The organism is Rothia nasimurium (assembly GCF_928392795.1).
Lineage (GTDB): Bacteria > Actinomycetota > Actinomycetes > Actinomycetales > Micrococcaceae > Rothia > Rothia nasimurium_F.
The window spans coordinates 76,314-92,660 of record NZ_CAKMTJ010000008.1 but is presented as its reverse complement, the minus strand read 5'-3'; the positions used below and the strand labels follow the sequence as shown (position 1 = coordinate 92,660).

13 protein-coding genes are annotated in these 16,347 nt (G+C 61.3%); 3 read left to right on the top strand and 10 right to left on the bottom strand.

Annotated elements, in window-relative coordinates; all coding sequences use genetic code 11:
- Nucleotides 1–27: 27 nt before the first annotated feature.
- From hpaE to L6963_RS09340, 3 genes are read right to left on the bottom strand one after another with little or no spacing between them, the layout of a single operon-like run.
- A complete protein-coding gene (gene hpaE, locus L6963_RS09350) occupies nucleotides 28–1,545 on the bottom strand; it encodes a 5-carboxymethyl-2-hydroxymuconate semialdehyde dehydrogenase (RefSeq protein WP_237207440.1) in 1,518 nt (505 codons plus the stop codon).
- Between the two features lie 46 nt (nucleotides 1,546–1,591).
- Nucleotides 1,592–2,266 (bottom strand): GntR family transcriptional regulator, encoded by a 675-nt coding sequence (locus L6963_RS09345; RefSeq protein ID WP_237207495.1) that lies wholly within the window; start codon nucleotides 2,264–2,266, stop codon nucleotides 1,592–1,594.
- Nucleotides 2,267–2,312: 46 nt separating this feature from the next.
- Entirely contained in the window at nucleotides 2,313–3,833 is a 1,521-nt protein-coding gene (locus L6963_RS09340; RefSeq protein ID WP_237207439.1) for a fumarylacetoacetate hydrolase family protein, read from the bottom strand.
- A 234-nt stretch (nucleotides 3,834–4,067) separates the two neighbouring features.
- Here L6963_RS09340 and L6963_RS09335 point away from each other — a divergent pair, with 234 nt between their 5' ends.
- Nucleotides 4,068–5,963 (top strand): FAD-binding monooxygenase, encoded by a 1,896-nt coding sequence (locus tag L6963_RS09335; protein ID WP_237207438.1) that lies wholly within the window; start codon nucleotides 4,068–4,070, stop codon nucleotides 5,961–5,963.
- A 128-nt stretch (nucleotides 5,964–6,091) separates the two neighbouring features.
- On the opposite strand, the gene L6963_RS09330 is transcribed toward L6963_RS09335, so the two are convergent.
- From L6963_RS09330 to L6963_RS09315, 4 genes are all read right to left on the bottom strand, one after another.
- Nucleotides 6,092–6,487 (bottom strand): hypothetical protein, encoded by a 396-nt coding sequence (locus L6963_RS09330; RefSeq protein ID WP_237186692.1) that lies wholly within the window; start codon nucleotides 6,485–6,487, stop codon nucleotides 6,092–6,094.
- A 68-nt stretch (nucleotides 6,488–6,555) separates the two neighbouring features.
- The gene (locus tag L6963_RS09325) at nucleotides 6,556–7,206 is read right to left on the bottom strand and encodes a hypothetical protein (protein WP_237207437.1); all 651 of its coding nucleotides are present in this window, start codon (nucleotides 7,204–7,206) and stop codon (nucleotides 6,556–6,558) included.
- Between the two features lie 58 nt (nucleotides 7,207–7,264).
- Complete coding sequence (locus tag L6963_RS09320; RefSeq protein WP_272878941.1) at nucleotides 7,265–8,791, bottom strand: PLP-dependent aminotransferase family protein; 1,527 nt, start codon at nucleotides 8,789–8,791, stop codon at nucleotides 7,265–7,267.
- A 274-nt stretch (nucleotides 8,792–9,065) separates the two neighbouring features.
- Nucleotides 9,066–10,517, bottom strand: a complete 1,452-nt coding sequence (locus tag L6963_RS09315; protein WP_237207436.1) for a glycoside hydrolase family 16 protein — start codon at nucleotides 10,515–10,517, stop codon at nucleotides 9,066–9,068.
- Nucleotides 10,518–11,053: 536 nt separating this feature from the next.
- Here L6963_RS09315 and pdxS point away from each other — a divergent pair.
- Together pdxS and pdxT are read left to right on the top strand one after the other, a co-directional pair.
- A complete protein-coding gene (gene pdxS, locus L6963_RS09310; RefSeq protein ID WP_185173864.1) occupies nucleotides 11,054–11,971 on the top strand; it encodes a pyridoxal 5'-phosphate synthase lyase subunit PdxS in 918 nt (305 codons plus the stop codon).
- Nucleotides 11,971–12,606: a pyridoxal 5'-phosphate synthase glutaminase subunit PdxT gene (gene pdxT, locus L6963_RS09305; protein ID WP_237207435.1), complete on the top strand. Its 636-nt coding sequence runs from the start codon at nucleotides 11,971–11,973 to the stop codon at nucleotides 12,604–12,606. The genes pdxS and pdxT overlap by 1 nt, the downstream gene beginning before the upstream one ends.
- A 104-nt stretch (nucleotides 12,607–12,710) precedes the next feature.
- Here the strand turns inward: pdxT and L6963_RS09300 are convergent, their stop codons facing one another.
- From L6963_RS09300 to L6963_RS09290, 3 genes are all read right to left on the bottom strand, one after another.
- A complete protein-coding gene (locus tag L6963_RS09300; RefSeq protein ID WP_237207434.1) occupies nucleotides 12,711–13,724 on the bottom strand; it encodes a TPM domain-containing protein in 1,014 nt (337 codons plus the stop codon).
- Nucleotides 13,725–14,169: 445 nt separating this feature from the next.
- Nucleotides 14,170–14,631, bottom strand: a complete 462-nt coding sequence (locus tag L6963_RS09295) for a helix-turn-helix domain-containing protein (protein ID WP_237207433.1) — start codon at nucleotides 14,629–14,631, stop codon at nucleotides 14,170–14,172.
- A 118-nt stretch (nucleotides 14,632–14,749) separates the two neighbouring features.
- Nucleotides 14,750–16,234 (bottom strand): phospholipase D-like domain-containing protein, encoded by a 1,485-nt coding sequence (locus tag L6963_RS09290; RefSeq protein WP_237207432.1) that lies wholly within the window; start codon nucleotides 16,232–16,234, stop codon nucleotides 14,750–14,752.
- Nucleotides 16,235–16,347: the final 113 nt, after the last annotated feature.

Sequence of the window (16,347 nt, the reverse complement as noted above, 5' to 3'; positions counted from 1 at the left end):
CAGCGTCCGCGGGTGTGTGGTGGGGTTTTAGTCGGCCTTGCCAAAGACGGGGTTGTGGACTTCGCCGAGGTTGATGTGGACGGCTTGCTGGTCGGTGTAGAAGTCGATGGAGCGGTAGCCGCCTTCGTGGCCGAGACCGGAGGCTTTGACGCCACCGAAGGGGGTTCGGAGGTCGCGGACGTTGTTGGAGTTGAGCCAGACCATGCCTGCTTCGACGGCCTGGGAGAAGTTGTGGGCGCGTTGCAGGTTGGAGGTCCAGATGTAGGCGGCGAGGCCGTACTTGGTGTTGTTGGCGAGTTCTAGGGCTTCTTCGTCGGTGTCGAAGGGGGTGATAGCGACGACGGGGCCGAAGATTTCTTCCTGGAAGATTCGGGCGTCGGGGGCGACGTCGGCGAAGACGGTGGGGAGGACGAAGTTGCCTTCGGGGAAGTCGGCGGGGCGTTCGCCTCCGGCGACGAGGCGGGCTTCGGTCTTACCGATTTCTACGTAGGACATGACCTTGTCGTAGTGTTCGGGGTGGACCAGGGCGCCGACTTCGGTGGCGGGGTCTGAGGGCAGGCCGACCTTGACGCGCTTGGCCTGGGCAGCATAGCGTTCGACGAATTCGTCGTAAATGCTGCGCTGGACCAGAATACGGGAGCCTGCGGTGCAGCGTTCGCCGTTGAGGGAGAAGACGCCGAAGATGGTGGCGTTGATGGCGGTTTCGAGGTCGGCGTCTTCAAAGACGACGGCCGGGGACTTGCCGCCCAGTTCCATGGAGAGGCCCTTGAGGTAGGGGGCTGCGTTGGCGAAGATGATTTGGCCGGTCTTGGATTCGCCGGTGAAGGAGATGAGGGGGACGTCGGGGTGCTTGACCAGGGCGTCGCCTGCGGTTTCACCGAAGCCGTTGACCAGGTTGAAGACGCCTGCGGGTAGGCCTGCTTCTTCGAAGATGCCGGCCCAGAGGGAGGCGGAAAGGGGGGTGAACTCAGCAGGCTTGAGGACGACGGTGTTGCCGGTTGCCAGGGCGGGGGCCAGCTTCCAGGATTCCAGCATGAAGGGGGTGTTCCAGGGGGTGATGAGGCCGGCGACGCCGATGGGCTTGCGGTTGACGTAGTTGACCTGGCGACCGGGGACCTTGAAGGCGTCGTCGGTCTGGGCGACGATGAGGTCGGCAAAGAAGCGGAAGTTTTCGGCGGCGCGACGGGCCTGGCCCTTGGCCTGGGTGATGGGCAGGCCGGAGTCGAAGGATTCCATCTGGGCAAGGGCGTCCTCGCGGGATTCGACGATGTCGGCAATCTTCATGAGCACGCGGGCGCGTTCGCGGGGAAGCATGCGGGGCCAGGGGCCTTCGGTGAAGGCGGTGCGGGCGGCGGCGACGGCAGCCTCAATGTCTTCCTTCTTGCCTGAGGCAGCCTGGATGTAGGGCTGGTTGGTGACGGGGTCGAGCACGTCGAAGGTTTCGCCGTCGATGGAGTCGACGAACTGGCCGTTGATGTAGTGCTGGATGCGCTCGGGGAGGCCGGCGGGCTTGGCGGGTGAGGGGGTGGTTTCAGTGGTGCTCACAGGTAACTCCTTTGTGTGGTGTGAGGGGCGGACGCCGGTGGGCTGGTTATACCGGCTCGGGGATGGTGCTGAGGTAGCTGGTGAGGGTCGCTTGGCGATGTTCTCTCACGGCCTGTTCAATGGCCTGGGCTGACTCGCCACGGTCGATGAGGTCAATGATTCGTTCGTGTTCTGCCACCGATTCGGCAGCTCGGCCGGGCACAAAAGAGAAGGTTGATTCGCGTAGGTTACCCAGGCGGTCCCACTCGCTGCCAACAAGATCGACAAGGTGCTGGTTGGGGCAGCGGTGGGTGAGAATCTGGTGAAAGCGGTGGTTGAGGTCGGTGAAGGTTTTGGGGTCAAAATCTTCAAGGAGGGTAGCAAGCTGGTGGTTGTAGTCGCGGGCAGCGGCGATATCTTCGGCGGTGAGGTGGGGTAAGGACAGGGCGGTAGCTGCTCCTTCCAAAATGCCAAGGGTTTGCATGCTCTCCACGTAGGCGGAGCTATCAACCATGGCGACCCTGGCACCTACGTTCCGTTCGAAGGTGACCAGGCCTTCTGCTTCAAGCTGGCGGATAGCCTCTCGCACAGGAACCACCGACATATCAAGTTCCCGGCCGATAGAGGCCAGCACCAGGCGGTGGCCTGCGGCAAAATCGCCGTTCACGATTTTTTCGCGCACCCAGGTGTAGGCAGTCTCGGCTTTAGATAGACCCTTCTCGTAGTTGAGGGTCACCTGCATGGGCTGCCCGGGGTAGAGATCGATGTTCACGGTGGTTCCTAGCGGGTTAGGGCTGAGCGGGTGGGTTCTGGGCCAGCCAGTCTTTGTACTTTTCTTTCCAGGCGCCGGTGGGTGGGAAGAGCCCGTCCACAGGGTGACCGGCTGCGACCTGTTCGGCGACCCAGGCGTCCTCCTGTTCTTTTTCGAAGGCGGCTTGGGCAACTTCGGCGGCGAGGGCCGGGGGGATGACGATGGCGCCGTCATCATCGCCAACGATGATATCGCCAGGCAGGACGGTGGCGTTTCCACAGGCCACAGCGACATCGACTTCCCAGGGCACATGCTTGCGCCCGAGGACGGCCGGGTGGGGGCCCTGGGTAAAGACGGGCAGGCCGATTTCTTTGACAGCCGCGTAGTCGCGCACCCCGCCGTCGGTGATGACGCCGGCGGCCCCGCGTCCTTTCGCCCTCAGTGCCAGGATGTCGCCCAGGGTGCCGGAGCCGGACTCCCCGCGGGCCTCAATGACGATAATTTCTCCTTCGGCCACCTCGTCAAAGCAGCGTTTTTGGGCGTTGTAGCCACCGCCGTGGGCCTTAAAGAGGTCTTCGCGGTTGGGCACAAAGCGCAGGGTTTTGGCGGTGCCGACAATTTTGGTGCCGGGGGTCTGGGGGTAGACGCCCTCAATAACGACGTTGTTGAGACCGCGAGCGCGGAGCTGGGCCGATAGACCGGCAGTGGGTACGGCCTGCAGGAGGCGGCGGAGTTCGGGGGGCAGAGCGGACGCGGCCTGCAAGTTTTCTTGTTCTTCCAGCGGGGGGAGCCCGGCAGCTTCGCGGGAGCCCCAGGCCTCTTCGGTCTGCTTTTCGTCAACGGCGGGTAGAGTGCCGATGGTCTCGTTGAAGTCGCCTCGACCTGCGATAACGGGGGTAACGAGACGGCCCGAGGTGGGGGCTTCGGGGGCGGTGGGGGCGTCTACTTCCACTTCGACGACGTCACCGGGGACGATGACGGAGGAGCCTGCGGGGGTGCCGGTCAGGATGACGTCGCCGGTTTCGAGGGTCATGTGCTGGGAGAGGTCAGCGACGAACCGGGAGAGGGGGAAGATCATGTTGGCTGGGGCAGTGTCGTCCTGCTGTACGAGTTCGCCGTTAACCCAGGTGCGGATGCGAAGCTGGTCTTCTGAAACCGCGCGGGCATCAATCAGGTGAGGGCCAAGAGGGGTGTAGCCGTCACGCCCCTTGGAGCGCAGGTTGGAGCCCTTATCGGCGGGCCGGTAATCGTAAATCCCCAGGTCGTTAGCGGCGGTCACGTAGGCTACATGATTCCAGGCTTCTTCGGGAGGAACGTGACGGGCGGGGGTACCAATGACCAGGGCAATTTCTCCCTCAAAGGCAAGGAGTTCGGTACCCTCCGGGCGTTCAACGGGGGCACCGGAGCCGGCCAGGGAGCTGGTGGGCTTGAAGAAGTAGGAGGGTTGAGACGGACGACGCCCGCGCTGGGCTGCGCGCGATTCGTAGGCTACGTGCACGGCGATAATCTTGCCGGGTGTGACGGGAAGGGAATCTCGGTTGGAGGGGGTAGCAGTCATGGAGTCTCCTCGTTGAGCTCTATCAACCTTGTCTGAAATCGTATATCATTTTCACACACTAGCAAGTAACTCACATCACAGCAAGGGGGTTTTACAAAAGCCTTACAGCTACCCCGCGATAGATTTCAGACAACCCTTGCCGCCCCTGCTGCACATCGTATATGATTCAGAGCAAGTGTTACCCATCACATCTTTGCTGGGGTGCAGCGCCGCACCCACTCCCTAAGGAGCACCATGCATTTCCACCACAACGGCTATATTTCCCGCGACCCACGCCTTGAAGACCCAGCAGGCTACGGCATTAACCGCGCAGATGAACTACCCGAGACCATGGACGTCCTCATCGTCGGATCCGGCCCCGCTGGCATGATTGCCGCCGCCCAGCTCTCCCAGTTCCCCCACATCAACACCCGCATCATCGAACGCAGGGCAGGCCGCCTCGAACTCGGCCAAGCCGACGGAATCCAGGCCCGTAGCGTCGAAACCTTCCAGGCCTTCCGCTTTGCCGAAGAAGTAATCCGCGAGGCCTACCACATCACCGAAACTAGCTTCTGGAAACCTGACCCTGCCAACCCCGACAACATCGTCCGCACCACCCGCACCCCCGACGACCCCCACAACATCAGCGAATTCCCCCACCTGATCATCAACCAGGCCCGCATTCTCGACTACTTCGCCGACTTCGCCCGCAATTCCCCCGGCAAAATCACCCCCGATTACGGCATTGAGTTTCTCGGGCTCACCATTGAAGAAGACCACGACTACCCCGTGAAAGTCACCGTCCGCCATACAACCGGCGAACACTACGGCGAAGAACGCACCGTCCGCGCCAAGTACGTCATCGGCTGCGACGGGGCCCGCTCCGGCGTCCGCAAGTCCATTGGCCGCACCCTCTCAGGCGACGCCGCCAACCACGCCTGGGGCGTCATGGACGTCGTCGTCAATACAGACTTCCCCGACTGGCGCATGAAGTGCGCTATCACCTCTACCAAGGGTTCTATCCTGCATATCCCTCGCGAAGGCGGCCACCTGGCCCGCGTCTACGTCGACCTGGGCGAAGTGCCCCTTGACGACAACCACGCCGTGCGATCAACCCCCATCGAAGACATCATCGACCGGGCCAATGCCATCTACCACCCCTACTCCATCGACGTGAAACACGTCGCCTGGCACTCGGTCTACGAAGTGGGCCACCGTCTCACCGACCACTTCGACGACATCGATACCTGTGACCGCGGCACCCGCACCCCCCGCGTCTTCATCACCGGCGACGCCTGCCACACCCACTCAGCCAAGGCAGGCCAGGGCATGAACGTCTCCATGCAGGACGGCTTCAACATCGCCTGGAAGCTTGGCCATGTGCTCTCAGGACGCGCCCCCGAAGCCCTGCTCGACACCTACTCCGGCGAACGTCAGGAAATCGCCCAGAACCTGATTGACTTCGATAAAGAGTGGTCCACCCTCATGGCCACCAAACCCGAGGACCTACCCAGCCCCGAATATCTTGAAGAGTTCTACGTGAAAACCGCCGAGTTCCCGGCCGGTTTCATGACCGAGTACAAGCCTTCCCTCATCACCGGCGGTACCGAGCACCAGCACCTGGCTGAGGGCTTCCCCGTGGGCAAGCGGTTCCGTTCAGCCCGTGTGAACCGCCGCGAGAACGCCTACCCCCGCCACCTGGGGCATGAGGCTATGGCCGACGGACGCTACCGCCTCTACGTTTTTGCGGACGCCGCCCACCCCGCGTCCGCTGACTCTAAGGTGCGGGCCCTGAGCGACTTCTTGACCCAGGACGCCACCTCCCCCTTCGTGCGCTACCGGGCTGAGGGTGTTGACTTTGATGCCCTGATTGAGCCGGTGGTGGTTTACCAGCAGAACTACACCGATTTTGAGGTCACAGACGTACCGGCGGCCTTCCGGCCCCTGGTGGGCACCTATCAGCTTGAGTACTGGGAGAACATCTACTGCGCCCTACCCGATGAAGATATCTTCGAGGAGCGCCAACTCTCCCGCGACGGCGTGATGGTGGTGGTCCGCCCCGACCAATATGTAGGCGCAGTTCTGCCCCTGGCCGATCATGCGGCTCTGGCCGCCTACTTCGACGGGGTCTTCATCGCCCCCGAGATTTAGGGGTGCCCCGAAGGCTAGGGAACCCCGAGGTTTAGGACGCCCGGCGCCTCAGAGCCTTATCCATAAAAGGGCCGGGGCAGGCACCACCACTGGTACCTGCCCCGGCCCTTCTGCCTTGCGGAACAGACTTACTGCTGGCCGTCCTGGGCAGCGTTCGCCTCGTCAATGCGCTTGGCCAAGCGCTCCTTTTCCTCAGCCTCACGGCGCTTGGTTTCAGCTTCACGGCGGGCCTTAGCCTCCGCGTATAGCTTGGCGGAGGACCGGTTGATGCCGGTACCCTCCCCCAGCTCGGGGTCGTTAGGACGTTCCACCAAAATCAGGGTTGCACACATGACCAGGGTGACCACGAAAACAGCACCCGCAACAGTCAGAGCCAAGACCACGTTCGGGGTGTTATTTGTACCGCCAGTTGCAAAAACCACGATGCCTAAGAAAGCCACCAGAGCCAAGACCGCCGCAATAATCAGCGGACCGCGCACCTGCGCCTTAAACCCACGATTGGGTGATTCACTCTTCTGAGCCAAGACCATTCCTCCTGAAAACAAACTCTCCACCAGTCTACGGGGTGAGCGCCACTTTTGCCCGACAGCTCCTAGCCGCGACGGGCGTCCGCACGCAGGGTCAGAGCCCCAACTACCAAGAAAATACCGGCCACCAGGGCGCCGCCACCGGCGGTACCCATAATGGCCTTATCGCCAATCTCAGAAACCACGGGCAGAGCAGCAGCTGAAAGCGTCACGATAGTTCCCTCTAGCTGCCAGTCGCGGGCCGCGGGGTTGCTGGCTTTAGTGCGCATACCGGCAAGTAGCTTGAGCACACCGGTCAAACCCAACACACAGGCGGCGATGAGGGTCAGCCAGAACTCCCCGCGGGGGGCCACAAAAGCTAGCACACCACCGGCGGCCTGCACCAGGGCAATAGAGGTAAAGGCCTGGGCGGTGCCGGAATCACCCACGCGGCGCAGGGTTTGCGCCGTCAGATAGGACGCCCCCGCATAGCCCAGCATATAGAGCCCCAACATGACGGTAATGACGCCCAGGGTCGGCTGCTGCCAAAAGACCGTGGTAAGACCAAAAGCTAGAAACACTAGAGCGTGCACCAAGGTGGGACCTGTCAGGGCAGCAGCAAGTGCCGGATCAGCCGGACGCTTGGGGGCAGCCTGCTGACCGGTGCTAGCCGGGTGAGGGGTGGAGGGCTTGGAATCGGATTGCTGGAAATCGGAGTGCTGAGAATCAAAAGTCACCCCACCAGTCTAACCAGCCAAGCTGACCGCCGCTGAGCTACCGGCAGCCTGTTACGCACTACTGGCCTGTTGGGGCACCTCCATCGAAAGAGTAGCCCTCAAGCACCTGCCGCAGACGCGCCAGACCCAGAGCCAGCTTACGGTCACTGACCGCACCAAAACCTAGAACCAACCCATAGAGGCCTTCACCGGTTTCTGCCCGGGCTGACCAGTAGTCCCCCAGCGGGGCCACCAGTACACCGGTTGAATGGGCAGTGGCAACCAGGTCCTGCTCAAGGCTTGTGCCCCGGGCAGGGTCGGCACCGGGGAGATAAATCACTGCATGCAGGCCTCCGTCCATGGGCAATACCTGCGGACCGGCTAGACCCTCCAAGGCTGTGAGCACTTGCTCCCGGCGTCCGCGGTAAACCCGACGCATACGCGCCGTATGGCGGCGCACTCCGCCTGCGGCAAGAAAGGCGGCCAGGGCGTCCTGCACTACCGAGGAGACCGGATTACCCAGGTCAGCACGCAATTCCAGCAGGTCTGCCTGTAGGTGTCGCGGGGCCACCACATAGCCCAGGTTGAGGCCGGGTGCCAGCATCTTGGCAAAGGATCCGAGAGTTACCACCCGGTCAGATGCCCACCGGGCCGGATGCGCTTCGGCCCCACCTGGCAGAGGTGAGCGGTCAAGAGAAGCTAGAGCCGGCAGGGGGTCGCCCACATAGCGCAGCTCAGAATCGTAGTCGTCTTCAACCAGCAGGGCGTCGTGGGTGCGCGCCCAGGCCAGCAGTTCCAGGCGGCGCGCCAGCGGCATGGAAGCTCCCAGAGGGTACTGGTGGCTAGGAGCTATCAGGACGAAGTCGGGCCGGTTAGGCCCCGTAGGCAGGTGGGCAGGGTTGAGCCCCTGTTCATCAACCTCGATAGGTAGGATTTCGTGACCAAAGGCCAGAGGAATGCGATGCAGGGAGGGGTAGCCGGGGTTCTCCACCGCAATACGAAGCGGACGGTTGCGCACCCTGCGCCGCAGGGCGGTAAGAATCAGTCGGAAGCCATCACGGGCACCGGCAGTTACCAAGAGGTCATCGGGGGTGCGTAGCACCGATCGCATGAGTCTCAGGTGCTCAGCCAGCTGCACCCTCAGCTCGTAGGACCCCGCCGGCGGGTGCGCAGTACCCGGATTGGCAGCGGCCTGCCGCCAGGCAGCCCGCCAGGTGGAGCTTGCCACCAGAGAGGTATCGGGACTACCGGGGCGAAGGTCGATGAGGTCACGGTTAGCCGTGTCAGCAGGAGAGGTGATCGGCACCCTCCTGTGCGCGGACGTCCGCCCCATTTCTCCGCTCCCAGCAGGGGGCTGGACGGGACCCGCTCCTCCCACGGAGGCGGGAACCCCAGGAAACTGCGGGGCACTCAGAGTGAGGTTTCCAGCCACGCGGGTGCCGCCGCGTCCGCTGGTTAAATAGCCCTCACCCACCAGTTGCTCATACGCAAAAACAACCGTTCCACGTGAAACATTCAGGCGCTCAGCCAGCGCGCGAGTAGAAGGCATCGGGTCCCCCGCCACCAGAAAACCACCCAGCACCAGAGCCCGAATCTGCTCAGCCACCTGCGACGGCAAAGAACCCGGCGCCGACCGCGACACGCTCACCGGCAACTGATCAAACCGCGAATACCCCGCCACGCCACACTCCCCTCACATCAAAGCCGCGCTCCCCCGATATTAACCCACCGGCGTCCGTACCCCACGACAAATGTCCACCACGAAAAATGCCCGCCGCGAAGCACACGCGGCGGGCATCTATCCCAAACATAACGAAAAGGGGCACCGGGCTGCTGGCGCCGGTACCCCTCTCGCATCAGATTCTTCCCAGGGAATCTGACTAGCCTACGTACTCCCAAACGCGTACGTAGTCAACCTCGATTGCGCAATCCGCGGTGGTCTCAGCGAGGCCACCCCAGTAGGCATTGCCTGCCTGCATGCACAAACGGATGTTGAACTTCTCACCAGCAGGCAGTGCGGCCTGGTAGCGAGGATCCTCTGACGAGACGAACAGGTATTCAACCCCGTCAAAGAAGAACTTGATACCGGCAGGAGTCTTCTCAACTGCCCAGGTGTGGTATTCATCGGCAAGGTTCTGGCCCAGTACGGGAATCAGGGCGTTCTTCTTAGCCTTGTTACCCTGCTGCTGGCCGTAGTGCACAGTGCCCTCGGAACGGTTGGAGATATCAACCTTCTGCTTGCCGGAAGCGTAGCCGTAGGACTCGGAGATGTCGATTTCACCGAGCAGAGCGGTGTTGTTGGGGCGCATCCAGATGCCGCCCCAGGCGCCGATGTGGGTGGGGTTTGAGGCGGGCTGCTTAGCGCGGTATTCCAGGCGGAAGCTCTCAGCGGAGAACTTGCCCATGGTGTCGATGTAGCCGGTGGCCCATTCGCGCAGCTTGCCGTCCTTGTAGGTGACGGGGGTAGCCAGCTTCTTCAGCCAGATCTTGGTGGAGGAGTCACCCATGGTGACGGCTTCCTTGAGGTTGACGCCGGAGTCGTAGCCTACGTAGGACTTATCGCGCACGCGCCACTTAGCGCCGTCGATCGCGCCGTTGTTGAAGTCATCTTCGAAGATGAGCTTGCCCCAGCCAGTAGCGGTCAGAGCGCCGCGGTGCTCGCCCCAGTTATCTGCCTTGGACTTCTCAACCTTGACCAGGTGGGTGGAGGGGACGGTGCGGCCTGCGTAGGCGCTGATACCGGTGCCAGTACCCTGGGGGGTTGCGTGGAAGGGGACCTGGTCGTCGTTGCATACCAGGTTCTCAACGGCCTGGCCGTTGATGATGACCTGAGCAACCAGACGGGTTGCGCGGACAGACAGAGCCAGCTCGTAGGAGAAAGCTGAGGTGGGGGCAGCGGTTGCAAGAACCTTCTGACCGAGTACAACGGTGCGGTGGTTGATCACACGCTCGATATGCAGGGTCATAGTGCCGCTGTGGGCGATGGAGAGCATCGCGGTGTAGTAGTCACGACCGGTGCTGTTGCGTCGTGCGATGACGCGGGTGTAAATGGTACCTGCTGCAGGACGCGAGGTGGTGTAGGTTGCTTCCACCAGGGCGTCTGAGTGCTTGGTGCCTACGGTAGTGAAGGCACGAGCGTCGGTGAATGCCTGAGCGAAGGGGGAGGTGTAGTTGATGTCTGCCAGGGGGGTAAAGCGCAGGACGCCTGATTTCAGGCCTTCACCGTTGAGTACCATACCGGTGTTTGCGTGCGCAGCCTGGGTGGTCAGCGCGGTTGCAACGGCGGTAGCGGCGGTCAGTGACAGGAAGTTGCGGCGGGATACAGAAAGCATGGCTTGGGTCTCTTTCGTGTGTACTTGTTTGGGATGGGAAGCTCTTGGGGAGAGCTGGGGTGGTTGAGATTCTTGGGGAATCTCGGGGTGAACCCTGGGTGGGTTCGTGTGGCTCCTGGGTGGAGCCTGTGGGCTTTGGGTTAGCCCTTTGTGCTTCGGTTGAAAACTTTATAGGACGTTTGGGGGACAAGACAAGGCGAGATGGGGACAAAAATGCCACTTTCCGCATCAAGTATTTTTGTTTTGCCTTGTAAAGTCTAGCTTGTCTGGTGAAAAAATTTTTTGGAAAAAATTTTCAGCCTGTCCCCAAGGTCGGGTTTTTTGGGCAAATCAGCTCATTTTTTCAAAGATTTTGCTGCAGTTTTGTCCCCCAAACCTCTTCACCCTTCGGCATGGAGGGGGCAAAATTTTAGCTTTTGGGGACAAATTGCCCCCTAAAACGTGCTGACGGGCGTCCGCCTCGCTACCTGTGGTCTAAAAACTTTGCTAGAAACTGGCCCTATTCTTAGGCCACATCGGCGGGCACAGTTGAAACCATGACTGAACACAACACCGCAGAAACCACCGTTACCGGCTCCCCCCTCGTCAAGCGCGGCCTAGCCGACATGCTCAAGGGCGGCGTCATCATGGACGTCGTCACCCCCGAACAGGCAAAAATCGCAGAGGATGCCGGCGCCGTAGCCGTCATGGCCCTCGAACGTGTACCCGCCGATATCCGCGCCCAGGGCGGCGTGGCCCGCATGAGCGACCCCGACATGATCGAGGGAATCATCGACGCCGTCTCTATTCCCGTTATGGCTAAGGCCCGTATCGGTCACTTCGTTGAGGCCCAGATTCTTGAGCACCTCAAGGTGGACTACATCGACGAGTCCGAGGTGCTTTCCCCCGCTGACTACGTCAATCACATCGACAAGCACGCCTTTAAGGTGCCCTTTGTCTGCGGCGCCACCAACCTGGGTGAGGCCCTGCGCCGTATCACCGAGGGCGCTGCCATGATCCGTTCCAAGGGTGAAGCTGGCACCGGTGACGTCTCTGAAGCCACCAAGCACATTCGCACCATCAAGACCCAGATTGCCGAGTTGCAGGCCCTGCACGCCACCGCCCCCGACCTGCTCTACGTCAAGGCCAAGGAGCTGGCTGCCCCCTACGAGCTGGTGCGCGAGGTGGCCGAGACCGGCAAGCTGCCGGTCGTCCTTTTCACTGCCGGTGGCGTGGCAACCCCGGCGGATGCAGCCATGATGATGCAACTGGGTGCGGACGGTGTCTTCGTCGGCTCCGGCATCTTCAAGTCGGGCAACCCCGAGGCGCGCGCCAAGGCGATCGTTAAGGCAACCGCCTTCTACAACGACCCTGCAGCGGTTGCGGACGCCTCCCGCGGCCTGGGCGAGGCCATGGTCGGTATCAACGTGGCAGACCTGCCCGCCCCCCACCGCCTGGCGGAGCGTGGCTGGTAGTGAATTTTCCCCCTGTTGTTGGCGTCCTTGCCCTGCAGGGCGGGGTCGCTGAGCACGCGTCCCTGCTGGAGAAGCTGGGGGCGCAGGTGGTTTTGGTCAAGCGCCCCGAGCAGTTGGAGGGGCTGGATGCCCTGGTTCTTCCCGGTGGGGAATCGACGACCATTGACCGGTTGACCAGGATTTTTGGCCTGCGCCAGCCCCTCATTGACGTTATCGCAGGTGGCCTGCCCACCCTGGGCACCTGCGCCGGGCTGATTCTTCTGGCTCAGGGGATTGAGGACCCGGCGGCAGCCCAGCAAACCCTGGGTCTGCTCGATGTGACCGTGCGCCGCAACGCCTTTGGCTCCCAGGTTGACTCGGCAGAAACCGAGCTGACCTGGGGCGCTACCGAGGCGGACGACTCCGGTCAGCTTACCGATACAGGCGGGCAGGTATCAGTGAAGGCCGCCTTCATCCGCGCACCCATTGTCACCCGGGTGGGGGCGGACGTCATCGTCCTGGCTCGTCACGCCGGGCAGGTTGTCGGCGTGCGGCAGGGGCACCTGCTGGGTATCTCCTTCCACCCGGAGCTCACCGGCGACACCACCGTGCACCGGGCCCTGCTGGGTCTGGCTAGCCGGGCGGAGGCGTCCTAGGCTCTCGCTTCTTGTGGGTAATCGAAAACTTCATCTGCGCGTTCAAAGAACATGCAGATGAAGTTTTCGATTACCTTCAGTACTAGCGAGCAGCGCCGCCGGGGCTAGAAGCGTCCGCCTCCACCGCCGCCGCTGAAGCCTCCGCCGCCGCCGAAGGATGAGCCGCCCGAGAAGCTACCCCCTGATGCTCCCGAATTTTCCGGCACGTGATTGCTGCCCGAGTAGAGGTGGGGCATGGTCGCGTAGAGGGGTAGCCAGGTGCTAAAGGTGGGGGCGTAGCGGGTGTAGGTGTCCTTGTTCTCCGCTTCCTGCTCAGCAAGCTCGGCCTCGCGCTGGTCGGGGTCTGCCGGGGCGGTGCGGTTGGCATAGCGGTATTTGATGTAGTCACGGCGCATATCGTCGGGAATGCTCAGGCCGGGGTTCTCCTCCTTGGCCCGGCGCATCTCGTCCTCGGCATCCCGCTTGACCTTGCGGTAGTCGCGGAAAACCCACCCAACAATAATCGCGGCAACGGCACCCAGGGTGCCCAGGACGCCCCAGAGAATCAGGTTGCTATCGGCGCTTTCGGTTTCTGCGGCGGCATAGATTTCGTCGATGGTGGTCTCTAGACCGGCGGCATAGTTGCCGTCGGTGAGGTAGGGGCCCAGGACGTCGTTGGCGATGGTTTCTGCCTCAGAATCGCTGATGTAGTCCCCGGCGCCGTCGGCGACCGCGATGAAGGTTTCACGGCCCTCCATATCGATGACCAACACAGCTCCGTTATCTTTACCCTGGTCGCCAACGCCCCAGGCGTTGCCCAGGTCAGTGGCGTAGTCGGGCAGGTCACCGGGGCTTTGGTCGGTGGTGTAGATAACGAAGCGGGCGCGGTCGGTACCCCGGTTTTTCTGGTCGATGAGGTCGTTGAGGGTGTTCTCTTCGGCGTCGGTGAGCAGGTTGGCGTCGTCGCGAATGTTGCCGGACGCCGGCGCAGCAGGTAGGTCTGCTGCTTCGGCCGCCGTCATGGTCAGGGGTGCAAGGGCGAGGACGCCCGCCGCCGCTAGCGCGGGCAGGGCGGCGAGCCGGCGGGGCGGCTTCTTGTTCTGGATCTGGGGGCTTGTGATGTCGGTCTGAGGGTTCACGGCTGCGTCCTTTCTGGCATCGGGTAGCAGGCTTCTTTACCCGCTCTTACCGCCAGCTTAGCAAGCCTGCTGATAAAAGAACTCCCCCGGCAGAATGAAATAAAGAAAAGACTCTTACCTCCTTAAACTCACCGACCAATCCCCGCAGGGCACCCAAAAGAGCAAGCCCTAAAGTTTTCAATCTGCCCCAAGAGACTCCGCATCATAAACGCGGAATTACCACTGTTTGGAGATAACGAGCAAAATTCAAAGCTCCTGCTTTTCGAAGCACGCTAGGCACGGTCGCACCAGAATTCCTACGTTTCTATACAGGTGAGAAAAATCCAGTCTCTCAACGTCTTGCTCATGAGTACGTTGGTGTCGAGAACTATCCGATAGATATCGCTGCTCATACCACCCCATCTTAAAGATATGGGTAGCATAAGCAGCGATATTTCTATTTTGTTTAGTCTAAAACTCCAAGCTCTTCGTCAAGTTTCATGAGCTCTTCGAAGGCAGCTTTCTGCTCGGCGGTTTTCGCAGCAAGTAGCTGCGCCCTGTAGGCATCAACATCAGCTGTGCGAACACGCCAGTGGGTGCCTACCTGATGGGCTGGTATCTTTCCCTCACGAATAAGTTTCATGAGGGTCGGGCGAGATACACCAATGCGTCGGGCAGCCACAGTCGTAGTAAGGTCTTTGGGCGCAGCAATCACTTGTGCATGCCCTCCCTGACTAATAATTGACAGAGTTGCTTTCAAAGCAGCGACCAGTTCCGCACCGAGCACTTCACTGGCCTCGCCAGATACAGTCAGCGACACAGACAGCTTGGGTGACTTCTCAAGGTGAGCAAGAAGGTTGTGGGCTTCCTGAGCCATAGCTTGGCTTGTTTCGATAGTCGCAGTATTTTTGAGAGCCTGCGCAGTCATAGTATTCCTCGGTAACAGTGATTCTTCGCTTGATGCACCCTCAGACTATCGGATTAAGTGAAATAAGTGCAAGAGTTTTCATTTATTGCACTTATTACAAACTTTGCATCATTCACATCTAGAAAGTACTCAGCCCCGTCGCCTCCTGGGCGCGGTAGGCCAGGGTTTGCAGGGTCGATTTTAGGACGCCCCCGCCCGCCTTGGCGGCGTAGGGCAGGGTGAAGGTGGTTTGGGCGCCGTCTACCGGTTCGTTATTCCAGATCAGGGACCAGTAGGCAGAGAACTCCTGGGCTAGGACTGAGTCGCCCGCGGCGCGCACCCGCAAACTGGTTTCTAGGTTGTAATTACAAATATTTCGACGGGTGAAATTACCCGACCCGCTCAGGAGCTCAAAGCCACCAGAATCTGCCGGGGCGGGAGCGTCCGCCCCTCGGTGAACCGCCAAATACTTGGGGTGGAACTGCTCGCCCCCTGTGGCGTACCAGCGCACCTGTACGCCGGCGTTCGTTAGCTCGCGAGCAACAGGCAGGGCAGGCAGACCGGTTTTTGTGCGGCCAAAAGCATCGATATTGAGGTCAAGCACCACCTGCACCGTTACCCCACGGGCCGCAGCAGCTTTGAGAGCAGCAACCACCTGCCGCTCCGCTAGGTAGAACATGCCCAGACAGGCCTTATCCCCTAAGCCGGTGTCGGCCAGCAGCTCCAGTACCGCATCGCGAATACCGCTCTCAGTCACCAGCTGGATCTCAGCCCCACTCCCCGAACCCACAGCAACCTCAGCAGCCCCGAGCCCCCTCAGGTCACGGGCAAGGTCAGGGGCAGAAAAGTCCAGCACGGCCAGTTCACTGGCCAGCACATCAGCAACCACAGGCCCCGTGACCCGCAGACCCAGGTTGGAGTTGGGGGCAGAGGCATCATGAGGGTTGGCCGAGCTAACCACGGCCTCAGCTTCAGACAGGGCGACCTTTCGGTGATTGGCCTTGAAGTTGAGCAGGTGGGCATAGGCGTTGGGTGAGACGCGCGGCCCGTCGGGGGCTAGAGCATTAGGCAGGACGGCGGGTAGCTCAGGTAGGTGTGCCAGAAACGCCCGGTAGAGGCCAGAGTAGACGGGGTTGGAGTCCCGCAGAGCCTCCAGCCGGGTTTCAATCACCTGCACCCCGGCTGCCCGCAACCGCTCTAGGTGGGGTAGCGGGTAGCTGCCGTAGAAGGTGTTGATAGGGTCGGTGATGAGCACAATGGGCAACTCGGGGGCAGCTGCCCGCTTGGTCAGCAAAGCGTCGGTAAGGCACTGAGAGAGGGCCGGGTAGGTACGCCCACCGGAGCGGTCGTAGTCGCTATTGAAGAGGAACATGTCGAGTATCAAAAAGCTCTCAGCTCGCTCAATCACGCCCTCAATCGCCCTAAAAATCTGCTGGTCAGTCTGGCTTTTACCCCCGGCACGGTAGGTCAGGTCAGCCAGTAGCTCCACCTGCCCGTTCCGCCAGGGTCCGGTAAGGCCCAGGCCAGCGGGTAGGGGCTTGTAGCGGTGGTAGAGGGCGGACGCCGCAGCGGCAGCACCGCAGGCCAGGGCGGCGACAGCAAAGGGGCGGGGTGACATGCTCATGCTTCTAATCTACCTAGACAGCTATTTCTTATCTCACATGCCCACCGCTTGCCGATATTTTTTACAGATGTAAACTTTACATTTGTAAGAAAACTGTTGGCAGAGGAAACCCC